This window comes from Chelatococcus sp. KU-N122, from assembly GCF_055391085.1.
Genome location: NZ_AP043981.1, coordinates 2693975 through 2705422 on the forward strand (window position 1 = coordinate 2693975; position 11448 = coordinate 2705422).

Here is an 11448-nt window from a genome sequence, read left to right on the forward strand (position 1 = left end):
AAGGGAAGAGCCATGTATCTCGACATGTTCAAGCTGGGCGGCCGTACCGCGCTGGTGACCGGCGGCGGCCGCGCCATCGGCCTCGCCTGCGTCGAGGCGCTGGCCGAGGCCGGCGCCCGGGTGGTCATCGCCGACCGGGACATGGGCGTCGCCGAGGAGGGCCGCGACGCCCTGCGCGCCAAGGGCTACGACCCCGAGATCGTGCTCATGGACGTGACGGACCCGACGCGTGTGACGGCGGTGGCCGACGAGCTCGCAGGCCGCTTCGGGAGAGTCGATATCCTGGTCAACAACGCCGGCATAGCCCGCAGCGAGACGCCGGCCGAGACCGTCAGCGACGAGCACTGGCTGAACGTCATCGACGTCAACCTCAACGGCACCTTCTGGTGCTGCCGCGCCTTCGGCGCCCACATGCTGAAGGCGCGCTCCGGCGCCATCGTCAATATCGGCTCCATGTCCGGCTTCATCGTCAACAGGCCGCAGGAGCAGTGCTACTACAACGCCTCCAAGGCGGCCGTGCATCACCTGACCAAGTCGCTCGCGGCCGAGTGGGGGCCGCGCGGCGTGCGCGTCAACGCGGTGGCGCCGACCTACATCAACACGCCGCTCAACGCCTTCGTCAAAAGCAATCCGGCCATGTACGATGCCTGGATCGGCGGGACCCCGATGGGACGTCTCGGCGAGGTCGAGGAGATCGCCTCCGTCGTGCTGTTCCTGGCCTCGGACGCCGCGAGCCTGATGACCGGCAGCATCGTGCTCGCGGACGGCGGCTACACCTGCTGGTAGACGGATGGACATGCGGCAGGCGTTCATCGGGGTCGACGTCGGGACGGCGAGCGCGCGCGCCGGTGTCTTCGACGCGCACGGCACGCTGCTGGCGACAGCCCGCCATCCGATCGCCGTTTGGCACGAGGCCGGCGACGTGGTGGAGCAGTCCTCCGCCGACATCTGGACGGCCTGCGCCCGCGCGGTCCGCGAGGCGATGAAGCTGGCCGATCTGCCGGCGGCGGCCATCGGCGGCATCGGCTTCGACGCCACCTGCTCGCTCGTCGTCCTCGATGCCGAGGCTAATCCGATCTCGGTCAGCGGCTCCGGCGATCCCGCTCGCAACGTCATCGTCTGGATGGACCACCGGGCGACGCCGCAGGCCGAGCGCATCAACGCGACCGGGGACGAGGTGCTGCGCTACGTCGGCGGCGTCATCTCGCCGGAGATGCAGACGCCGAAGCTGCTTTGGCTCAAGGAGAACGAGCCGGCGACCTACGGCGGCATCGGCCACGCCTTCGACCTCGCCGATTTCCTGTCGTTCCGCGCCACCGGCAGCGCGGCGCGCTCCATCTGCACCGTCACCTGCAAATGGACCTACCTCGGCCACGAGCGGCGCTGGAGCGACGCCTATTTCGAGCGCGTCGGGCTTGGGCGTCTCGTCGCCGACGGGCATGCCCGCATCGGCGCCGAGATCGTCGAGCCGGGCACGCCGCTGGGCGCGGGCCTGACCGCGGAGGCCGCGGCCGAGCTCGGCCTGCGGCCCGGCACGCCGGTCGGCGCCGCGCTGATCGACGCCCATGCCGGCGGCATCGGCACCATCGGCGGGCGCGGCCGGGACGGCGAGCCGGTTCGGCTGACGGACCGCCTCGCCTACATCATGGGCACCTCCGCCTGCATCATGGCGACGACCGCCGAGCCGCATTTCCTGCCCGGCATCTGGGGCCCCTATTTTTCCGCCATGGTGCCGGGGCTCTGGCTGAACGAGGGCGGCCAGTCCGCCGCCGGCGCCGGCATCGACCATCTCGTCCGCTCGCACCCGGCCTTCGCCGAGGCGACCGCGGCGGCCAGGGCAGCAGGCCTGGAGCTCCTGGATTTCCTCGAGCACCGTGCCGTTGCCCGCTTCGGCAGCCCCGGCCAGGCCGCGCGGCTCGCCCGGTCGATCCACGTGCTGCCGGAGTTCCTGGGCAACCGCTCGCCTCATGCCGATCCGCAGGCGCGCGCCGTCATCGCCGGGCTCGATCTGGGCGAGGGCATCGACAGCCTGGAGCAGCTGTTCGTGGCCGGCCTGTGCGGGCTCGCCTATGGTCTGGCCGACGTCATCGACGCCATGCGGGCGCGCGGCGTCACTTGCGAGATGATGGTGATGAGCGGCGGCGCCAGCCGCAGCCGGCTGGTGCGGCAGATCATGGCCGACACCACCGGCCTCACCGTCGCGCTGCCGGTCTCGCCGGAGCCGGTGCTGCTCGGCGCCGCCATGCTCGGCGCCGTCGCCGGCCAGGCCCATGGCTCCATTGCCGACGCCATGGGCGCCATGTCCCGCATCGGCGAGCTGACGCTGCCGATGCGGCCTGAGATGACGGATTTCCACGCCGCCAAGCGGCGGGTCTGTGCCCTGCTGCGGAACGTGGATCAGGAGAGCCGGGCCATCATGGGCGGCGTGGCCGACCTCCACGGCGCAAGCTGAGGCGCAAAGGCCCATGGCAGACATGGCAGGGCCCGGAGCCGACCCCACGATCCTCGTCTGCGGCGAGGCGCTGATCGACCTCTTCGTCGGCCAGCCGGAAGGGACCGAGATGCCGGCGCGGGCCGTCGCTGGCGGCTCGCCCTTCAACGTCGCCATCGGCCTTGCCCGGCTCGGGGTGCGGGCGGCCTTCCTGGGCGGCGTCTCGCGGGACCGGTTCGGCGCGCTGCTCGCCGACACCCTCGTGCAGGAGGGCGTGGACGGCCGCTTCCTGCACCGCACCGACCGGCTGTCCACGATCTCGGCGGTGGCGACCGGCCCCGACGGCCAGCCGAGCTATTCCTTCCATGGCGATGGCGCCGCCGACCGCTCGTTGACCCTCGCCAACCTGCCGGCCGAGCTGCCGCCAGACATCCTGGCGCTGACCTTCGGCTCCTACACCATGGTGGTCGAGCCGGTCGGCTCCGCCTTCGCCGCCCTGGCCGAGCGCGAGCGCGGGCGGCGCGTCATCAGCGTCGACCCCAACCTGCGCCCGACGGTCGTGAGTGACATGGCCCGCTGGGCGAAGGCGGCCGAGCGCTTCTACCGCACCGCGACGGTGATCAAGGCGAGCGACGAGGACGTGCGCATCGCCTGGGGCGGCAGCCTCTCGATCGCCGAGGCGGCTGCGTACTGGCTCGCCTGCGGCGCCCGGTTGGTGGTGGTGACCGAAGGAATGCAAGGGGCGACCGCCTTCACCGCGGCCGGCAACGTCTCCGTGCCCGGCCGCTCGGTCCGCGTGCGCGATACGGTGGGCGCCGGCGATACGTTCCACGCCGCCCTATTGGCGCAGCTTGCGAAGACGGACCGGCTCCATCCCGATGCGATCGCTGCGCTCGAGCTCCCGGCCATCGCCGAATTGCTTGCGTACGCGACCGCCGCCGCCGCCATCACCGTCACCCGCCGGGGCGCGGACCTGCCGACCGCAGCCGATGTCGAGGCGAGCTTGCAATTGCCGGCCTGAGCGGCGCCTCGTTCCACGTCTCTCGCCGTCATGGCCGGGCTTGACCCGGCCATCCATCAAAGCGAACAGCGTCAACCCGGTAGGGCTGCCCGAATTCTGTTGTTTTCCAAGTGGATGGATGGCCGGGTCAAGCCCGGCCATGACGCTGGCGGACGACATGCAACTCGTGTGATCCCGATGGCCGAAGGCGGGAACGCTAGACCGGTGTCTACTTTTTGGGATCATGCTCTAGATTGATCGACTGCGGATCGGTCTGACGCCCGAGCGGGCGCCACATACGAACGAGCATAAGGCAGCGCGCAGACCTCAAAAACGAGGCAGCGCACGACGGAGGAAACATGGCCCCTCAAGCAGGCGCACGGGACGCGTTCGAAGCCGACTACGTCATTGTGGGTGCGGGCTCGGCCGGCTGCGTGCTGGCCGACCGCCTCTCTGCAGACGGGACGACGAAGGTGGTGCTGCTGGAAGCCGGCGGCGATGACCGCCCCACCAAGGAGCCTGGCCAGTTCTGGTCGAACCTGATGATCCACGTGCCGGTCGGCTACGCGCAGACCCTCAAGGATCCCAAGGTGAACTGGCTCTACACCACCGAGCCGGATCCCGGCACCGGCGGGCGCGCCCACGTCTGGCCGCGCGGCAAGGTGCTGGGCGGCTCCTCGTCCATCAACGGGCTCATCTACATCCGCGGCCAGCACGCCGATTACGACGGCTGGCGTCAGCTCGGCTGCACCGGATGGGGTTGGGACGACGTGCGCCCCTACTTCCGGCGCGCCGAACATCAGGAGCGGGGCGAGTGCGAGCACCACGCGGTCGGCGGCCCGCTCAACGTCTCCGACGCAACCATGACCCACGAGGTCTCGGACGCCGCCCTTGCCGCTTGCGAGCAGGCCGGGCTCACGCACCGGGACGTCAATGCCGCCGAGCAGGAGGGGGTCTGCTACTACCAGCTCACGGTCAAGAACGGCCGGCGCTGTTCGGCGGCGGTCGCCTACCTGCACCCGGCCATGACGCGCGCGAACCTCCGGGTCGAGACGCGGGCGCTGGCGAGCCGTGTCGTCTTCGAGGGACGACGGGCGGTCGGCGTCGAGTTCATGCAGAACGGCGTCCGGCGCGTCGCGCGGGCGCGACGCGAGGTGATCCTGTCGGGTGGGGCGGTGAACTCGCCCCAGCTTTTGCAGCTCTCGGGCATAGGCGCCGCAGCGCTCCTCCAACAGCATGGCATCGCGGTGGTCGCCGACCGGCCGGGCGTCGGCGAGAATCTGCAGGACCACTACGTCATCCCGATGCTGTACCGGCTGAAGCCGCACGTCGTCAGCGTCAACGAGCTGTCGCGCGGGGCGCGCCTCGTCGGCGAGGCGATCAAGTACCTGGTCCACCGCAAGGGGCTTCTGACGCTGTCGGCGGCTCACATCGCCGCCTTCGTCAAGTCGCGCCCGGATCTCGCCGGTCCCGACATCCAGTTTCACATCCTGCCGGCCAGCATCGACGTGGACAAACTGGGTGAGGGCAAGATGGCGCTGGAGCAGAAGCCAGGATTGACGATTGCCCCCTGCCAGCTGAGGCCGGAGAGCCGCGGCTGGATCCGCATCAAATCGGCCGATCCGGCGGTCTATCCGTCGATCTTCGCCAATTATCTGTCCGATCCGCTCGATCGGGAGGTCGCCGTCGCGTCGCTGGAGTGGGGGCAGCGCATCGCGGGCCAGCCGGCGCTTGCCCCCTACATCGATCACGGTCTGCTGCCCGGCGAGGTTGCCGGGCGCGAGGCGCTGCTCGCCTTCGCGCAAGCCGCGGGCACGACCATCTACCACCCGGTGGGCACCTGCAAGATGGGCGAGGACCCCATGGCCGTGGTGGACCCGGAGCTGCGCGTCAGAGGGGTCGACGGCTTGCGGGTGGTCGATGCCTCGGTGATGCCGCGCCTGGTCAGCGGCAACACCAACGCCCCGACGATCATGATCGCCGAGAAGGCGGCCGATCTGATCCTGGGCAGCGCGCCAGCCGCGGCGATCGCGGCCTGACAGCCAAGCTCGGGTACCGACAACAGCGCCGCAGGGGTGGGGGTAGGGAGCGCTTCCGCCTCTTCGCCCCTATCAAAACAAAGGCTTACGCCTCGTCGCCACGATTGCCAAAAGTGCGCTATTTATAGGGTATGTCCCGGGGCTGCACGGTTTGCCCAGGAGGTTCACCCATGCCTCACAGCTCGTTGACGGTTGAGGAACTCGACCGGCGCATCAGAGTCCTGAGGGAAAACCTTCGCGAGCTGGTCGAGCAGGCCGCAGCGTTCTCGGGCGCCGCGGACGAAGACCTGATGTCGCGCCGCATCGCCCACCAGGAGGAACAGCTCGAATTGCTGATCAAGCAGCGTGACGAGCTCGCTCAATCGAAGACCTGAGCCCCCGTCTCGCGCCGAGGGAAGCGCTATAGATTCAAAAGGTTATGAGCATTTCTCTGTCATTGGATGATCCCATCCAATGACGAAATGCTCTAGCCACGGCGCGCCGGGGGCGGACAGGCGTGGGCTGCGCCGGGCTGCCCGGCGTCCGGAGCATGCGCCACGTCTTGGCGCCGCCGGGCGCAGCCGCCACATCCCAACGGACCGGCGATTCAACGAATCGACGGCTCGGGAGAAGGCGATTTGGGAGAAGGCCATTGCGCGGCTTGGGTCGATCGGCGGCGTGGTTGCTCGTGGCGCCCTTCATCGGGCTGCTCTGGGTGCCCTTCTACAATTTCCGTGAGCCTGCGCTGTTCGGCTTCCCATTCTTCTACTGGTATCAGCTCGCCTGGGTTCCGGTGACCGCGTTCCTCACGTGGATCGTCTATCGGAGCCTCGGTCATGACGAGTGAAGGAAACGGCACGGCCCTTGCCGTCTTCGTGGCGTTCTTCGCCCTCGTCACCGTCATGGGGTTCGTCGCCGCCTATTGGCGCCGGCCGCGGACGCTCGCCCACATCGACGAGTGGGGGCTCGGCGGGCGCAACTTCGGCGCCTGGATCACCTGGTTCCTGATCGGCGGCGACTTCTACACGGCCTACACGGTCATCGCGGTGCCGGCGCTGGTCTATGCGGTCGGCGCCTACGGCTTCTTCGCGCTGCCCTATACGATCATCGTCTATCCCTTCGTCTTCATGGTCATGCCGCTGCTGTGGCGGCGGGCCAAGCACTTCGGCTACGTGACCGCCGGCGACGTCGTGCACGGCCAGTACCAGTCGCGGCCGCTGGAACTGGCCGTCGCCATCACCGGCGTCATCGCCACGATGCCTTACATCGCCCTCCAGCTCGTCGGCATGACGGTGGTGTTCAAGGCGCTCGGCCTGACCGGCGAGCTGCCGCTCGCCGTCGCCTTCGTCATCCTCGCCGTCTACACCTACTCCTCGGGGCTCAGGGCGCCGGCGCTGATCGCCTTCGTCAAGGACACCATGATCTACATCGTGGTGATCGCCGCCATCGCCCTGATCCCGTACAAGCTCGGCGGCTACGCCGCCGTGTTCGCGGCGGCTGACCAGGCGTTCCAGGCGAAGGGCTCCGGCGGCCTGCTGCTCGGCCAAGACCAGTACGTCGCCTATGCCACGCTGGCGCTGGGCTCGGCGCTGGCCGCCTTCATGTACCCGCATACGCTGACCGGGGTCTTCGCCTCCAGCGGCGCCGACACCATCCGGAAGAACGCGGTCTTCCTGCCGGCCTACACGCTGCTGCTGGGGTTGCTCGCCCTGCTCGGCTACATGGGCCATGCCGCGCACCTGCAGATCTCGAGCCCGAACGACGTCGTCCCGGCGCTGTTCCAGACCTTGTTCCCGGCCTGGTTCGCCGGTTTCGCCTTTGCCGCCGTGGCCATCGGCGCCCTGGTGCCCGCCGCGGTGATGAGCATCGGCGCGGCGAATCTCTTCACGCGCAATTTCTGGAAGGCCTACGTCAATCCCCAGGTCACCCCCGCGGGCGAGGCGGCCGTGGCCAAGATCACGTCGCTCATCGTCAAGATCGGCGCGCTGCTGTTCATCCTGTTCCTGCCGACGCAGTTCGCGCTCGACCTGCAGCTGCTCGGCGGCATCTGGATCATGCAGACGCTGCCGGCCCTCGTCTTCGGCCTCTACACCAGCTGGTTCCGGGCGCCGGGGCTGCTCGCGGGGTGGCTCGTCGGCTTCTGCGGCGGCACCTACCTCGTCTGGATCAACGGTTTGAAGCCGTTGCACGCCATCAGCCTGGGCGGCAGCACCTTCACCGTCTACATCGGCTTGCTGGCGCTCGCCGCCAACGTGGCCGTCGCCGTGATCGTCAACGCCGTCCCCGTCGGGCGCGCCGCGCGCACGGCCTGACCGCGGCGCTGCGGGCTCACGCGACGATGTCGTGCATGCGCAGGGCAAGGTCGGTCAGCACGCGGTCTTCGTGGCGGCCGAGGTCGAGACCCGTCATTCGCGAGAACTTGTCGAGGCGGTAGCACATCGTCTTCTGGTGGATGCGCAGCTGCTTCGCGGCCGTATGGCGGGAACAGTTGGCCGCGAAGAAGGCCTGCAAGGTCTTCAGCAGCAGGGCGCGGTGGGAGGCCCGTTCCGCCAGGATCGGTCCGAGCGTCTCGCGCACGAACTTGCGAAAATCCTCGTCATCGCGCGCGCCCATCAGCAGCCCAGCGACGCCGACGTCGGCGTAGGAGACGACGCCGACGCGGCCGCGCTGGCGCGCCACCGCCGCCGCGATCCGCGCCTCCCGATAGGCGACGTTGATGGCCATGGGATCGGCGGTCGCGGTGCCGATGCCGATGTGCACGCCGAGCCGCGGCAGGCTGTCGGCCAGATAGCTGGTCAAAGCCGAGGCGAACCGCTTCAGGCCGTCGCTGCTGCGATCGGTGCAGAGGATGCCGATGGTATCGCCGCGCAGAGCGGCCAGGCGCACGGTGCAGCCGACGCCCGGGATCTGCAGTGGCGCCTCGCCGACGAGGCGTCGTCGTCGCTCGACCTCCGCCGCCGTGCAGGCGGTCGTGCCGTCGGCGCTGTCCAGCCCCTCCAGCACGCAGCACATCACGTGGAGGTCCTCGGTCAGCACGAGGTCGAGATCGCGCGCCCGTTCGACGGCCAGGCGCCTGATATTGTCCGGTGCGTCGAGGAGGTCCCAGAGCACCGAGGCGAGCTTGTCGGAGCGCGCCCGCGCCGCTGCCCGCTTCTTGACGTTGCAGAGCGCCGCCATGACGCAGACTTGCGAGAGGGAGAGCTGCAGCGACTCGTCCGGCTCTTGTTCGCCGTCGATCACGGCGACGACCCAGCCGAAGCGATCGGCGCCGGCCGTGACCGCCTGGAAGGCGATCGTGCCGGCCTCGCCGCGCTGCACCGTGAGGCGCGCCTCGGCGCCGACGCTGCGGCTGACGACGCTGCGGACGCGCCGGTGGAGGTCGGGGCCGCATCGATCGGCGGGACAGGCGGCCTCCACGTTCAGGTGGGCATCGAGGAAGATCACGGGGGCGCCGAGGTGCTCGAAGGCCTTGGCGGCGATGCCCGGGAGCTCGTGGCCCTCCAGCAGCGCGCCAGCGAGGCCTTCCTGCAGCGAGGCCGATTGCTGGATCACCTCGTAGCGGGCGCGCAGCGCGCGGTTGGCCTCGGCCAGCTCCTGCACCATCCGCTCGCGGCCCTGCGACAGCCTGACGTTTTCGATGGCGATCGACGCGAGGTTGGCGAGCGTGGCGAGCTCGGCAGTGTGCTGCGGCGTGAACGTCGAAGGGCGCCGCCGCCACACCTCGAGCACGCCGATCACCGCGTCGTGCGCGATGAGCGGAGCCGCCAGCGCCGAGCGCACGCGCTCGGCGCGCGCCAGGCCGAAGAAGTCGCGGCTGATGACGTCGCTGCGCAGATAGTCTTCGATGACGCAGGGCTGGCGCGTCTCCAGCACGCGCCCGCCGACGCCCTGGCCCTGGCGCATCCGCAAGGTGGCGGTGTCGATCGACAGGTTGCCGACGCAGCGCTGCATGACGAGCTCGTCGTCCTCGCACAGCATGACGCCGCAGATGTCGGACGACAGGCGGTTCTTGGCTTCGTGGGTGATCAGCAGGAACACCTCCTGCAGGTCCTGGCTCTTGAGGATGCGGCTCGCCACGCGCTGGAACACCTGGATGGCTTCCAGCTTGTCGGGATTGCCATGCGTCCCCTCGCAGGAGGCGAGCGCCAGTCGCAGCAGTGTCGACGCCGTCTGGATCAGGCTGGGAGAGGCCCCGTCGGCCTCTACGCCCTTGAGGATCAGCGCGACGCCACCGACGCGGACCGGCACGAACAACTTGCCAGCCGTGAGCGGCACGATCGTCTCCCAGGCCAGCGAGGCCGGCGGCAGTTCGTCCACCGTGCGGCTGTCGGTGGCGTCGAGCCTGTCCCAGGCGTGCCAGCTGCCGCCGGAATGGACCACGATGCCCACGTGCTGGGCGCCGAGCAGGCCTTTCAGCACCACTGAGGCCTCGGCGAACAGGACGAGCTGGCTCTCGTTCGCGGCCGCGTCGAGGCGCGCGATGGCGTCGTCGATGGCAGTGCGCGGCGCCGACGCTGCGTCGCCGCGCACGCGCCAGGTCGGCACGTCGAGCAGATTCATGGTGCCCTCCCGACATGCAGGCCGCTGCTGTCGGATTTGCGTTGTCCGTCCCTTGTCGAGCAGGTCGTCCTGCTTCTCGAGGCCCTTGTGGGCCTGCGTGTGCGCACAGAGATCTCAGCGGCTCCGCCGCCTACCTCGCCCCGCTTGCGGGGAGAGGTCGGATCGCGCGAAGCGCGAGCCGGGTGAGGGGGCGTCCAAGAGAAGGCCCGCGGCCGGTCAAGGCCGTCGCGCCATGCGGCAAGGCCCCCTCACCCTGCCCTCCCCGCAGGCGGGGAGAGGGGCGCCCAGCGGCCCCGCCAATGCCAAAAATTCAAAATCACTGTGCAACATCGCCAGGCGCTATGTTCACACATCACCACGGCGCCGGCAAACGAAAGCGCCGCCTCGCCGACCCGCTACCGGCCGGGGATGACGACTGCCTTCATGATCTGCTGAGCCTTGAGCCGGCGGTAGGCGTCCGGCGCGGCCTCGAGCGGCAGGCGCGCATCGACGATGACGTCCGGCGCCAGGATGCCGCTGCGGATCAGCGGGAACAGGCGCTGCCTGAGGCGGATCGAGTCGCCGATCGCGAAGGTGAGCGTCAGCTCGTCGGCGAAGCTCTGCGCCAGCGGCAGCGGCCACGACGGGGCGGCATGGGCGCCGACGGAGACGATGGTGCCGCGCCGGCGCACGAGATCGTAGGCGCCGCGCAGCGGCTCGGCGCTGCCGACTGCCTCGATGACGACGTCGGCCCCCTCGCCGTCGGTCAGCTGAAGCAGCAGGGCGCGGGCCGCTTCGGGAGCGGCCGCCACGGCGCCCTGGCCGGTGGCGAAGGCGCGGCGGGCCGGGTTCGGCTCCACCAGGACCACTGCCGCAGCACCGGCCGCCTGGGCGCTGAGGCTGGCGAGCTGGCCGACGGCGCCGCCGCCGAGGACGGCGACCACATGGCCGGGCTCGACCCGCCCGCGCTCGACCGCCGCCCAGCCGGTGGCGAGGTTGTCGCCGATCAGGATCGCCGCCTCGTCCGAGCAGCCGGCAGGCACCCGGCACAGGGTGGTGTCGGCGAGCGGCACACGCACCAGCTCGGCCTGGGCGCCCGCCAGCGCCGGCCCGAACGAGGTGCCGGTACCGAAGAAGGCCCTGTCGCCGCAGTGCCAGTGATCGCCGCGGCCGCACGCCCGGCAATGGCCGCAGGCGGTGAAATCCGAGGCCATCACATGGTCGCCCGTGCGCAGGCGCTGCACCGCTGGGCCGATCTCCACGATGTCGCCGACGAACTCGTGCCCCATCACGGCGCCGGGCGCGAGGCCGGGGAAGTCGCCGGCGATGGCGTGCAGATCGGTGCCGCAGATGCCGGCCATGGTCACACGCACCAGCGCATCCGTCGGCGCTTGCAGCGTCGGGGGCGGCACCTCCCGCACCTCGACGACGTTGGGGGCGGCATAGACGATCGCCCGCAT

9 protein-coding genes are annotated in these 11448 nt (G+C 70.0%); 7 read left to right on the plus strand and 2 right to left on the minus strand.

Annotated features, from left to right (window positions below; all coding sequences use genetic code 11):
• Nucleotides 1–12 precede the first annotated feature (12 nt).
• The 7 genes from ACZ5PO_RS12145 (at nt 13) to mctP (ending at nt 7761) form a co-directional block, all read left to right on the plus strand.
• Nucleotides 13–786, plus strand: coding sequence for an SDR family NAD(P)-dependent oxidoreductase (locus ACZ5PO_RS12145; protein WP_464193682.1), 774 nt, complete (start codon nt 13–15; stop codon nt 784–786).
• A gap of 10 nt (nt 787–796) precedes the next feature.
• Complete coding sequence (locus tag ACZ5PO_RS12150; protein WP_464193684.1) at nt 797–2452, plus strand: FGGY-family carbohydrate kinase; 1656 nt, start codon at nt 797–799, stop codon at nt 2450–2452.
• Between the two features lie 13 nt (nt 2453–2465).
• A complete protein-coding gene (locus ACZ5PO_RS12155; RefSeq protein WP_464193686.1) occupies nt 2466–3452 on the plus strand; it encodes a carbohydrate kinase family protein in 987 nt (328 codons plus the stop codon).
• Nucleotides 3453–3790: 338 nt separating this feature from the next.
• Entirely contained in the window at nt 3791–5470 is a 1680-nt protein-coding gene (locus tag ACZ5PO_RS12160; protein ID WP_464193688.1) for a GMC family oxidoreductase, read from the plus strand.
• A gap of 170 nt (nt 5471–5640) precedes the next feature.
• On the plus strand, nt 5641–5844 hold the full coding sequence (locus ACZ5PO_RS12165; protein ID WP_464193690.1) for a hypothetical protein: 204 nt from the start codon (nt 5641–5643) through the stop codon (nt 5842–5844).
• Between the two features lie 257 nt (nt 5845–6101).
• Nucleotides 6102–6296, plus strand: a complete 195-nt coding sequence (locus tag ACZ5PO_RS12170) for a DUF3311 domain-containing protein (protein WP_464193692.1) — start codon at nt 6102–6104, stop codon at nt 6294–6296.
• Entirely contained in the window at nt 6286–7761 is a 1476-nt protein-coding gene (mctP, locus tag ACZ5PO_RS12175) for a monocarboxylate uptake permease MctP (RefSeq protein ID WP_464193694.1), read from the plus strand. Before ACZ5PO_RS12170 ends, mctP begins: the two co-directional genes overlap by 11 nt.
• A gap of 16 nt (nt 7762–7777) precedes the next feature.
• On the opposite strand, the gene ACZ5PO_RS12180 is transcribed toward mctP, so the two are convergent.
• Together ACZ5PO_RS12180 and ACZ5PO_RS12185 are read right to left on the minus strand one after the other, a co-directional pair.
• Complete coding sequence (locus tag ACZ5PO_RS12180) at nt 7778–10009, minus strand: helix-turn-helix domain-containing protein (RefSeq protein WP_464193696.1); 2232 nt, start codon at nt 10007–10009, stop codon at nt 7778–7780.
• Between the two features lie 395 nt (nt 10010–10404).
• The gene (locus ACZ5PO_RS12185; RefSeq protein WP_464193698.1) at nt 10405–11448 is read right to left on the minus strand and encodes an alcohol dehydrogenase catalytic domain-containing protein; all 1044 of its coding nucleotides are present in this window, start codon (nt 11446–11448) and stop codon (nt 10405–10407) included.

Bases quoted from the DNA above. Each gene is read 5' to 3' on its own strand.
- ACZ5PO_RS12150 (WP_464193684.1), top strand. From the start codon at position 797: ATGCGGCAGGCGTTCATCGGGGTCGACGTCGGGACGGCGAGCGCGCGC.
- ACZ5PO_RS12145 (WP_464193682.1), top strand. From the start codon at position 13: ATGTATCTCGACATGTTCAAGCTGGGCGGCCGTACCGCGCTGGTGACC.
- ACZ5PO_RS12185 (WP_464193698.1), bottom strand. From the start codon at position 11,448: ATGCGGGCGATCGTCTATGCCGCCCCCAACGTCGTCGAGGTGCGGGAG.
- ACZ5PO_RS12180 (WP_464193696.1), bottom strand. From the start codon at position 10,009: ATGAATCTGCTCGACGTGCCGACCTGGCGCGTGCGCGGCGACGCAGCG.
- mctP (WP_464193694.1), top strand. From the start codon at position 6,286: ATGACGAGTGAAGGAAACGGCACGGCCCTTGCCGTCTTCGTGGCGTTC.
- ACZ5PO_RS12165 (WP_464193690.1), top strand. From the start codon at position 5,641: ATGCCTCACAGCTCGTTGACGGTTGAGGAACTCGACCGGCGCATCAGA.
- ACZ5PO_RS12155 (WP_464193686.1), top strand. From the start codon at position 2,466: ATGGCAGACATGGCAGGGCCCGGAGCCGACCCCACGATCCTCGTCTGC.
- ACZ5PO_RS12160 (WP_464193688.1), top strand. From the start codon at position 3,791: ATGGCCCCTCAAGCAGGCGCACGGGACGCGTTCGAAGCCGACTACGTC.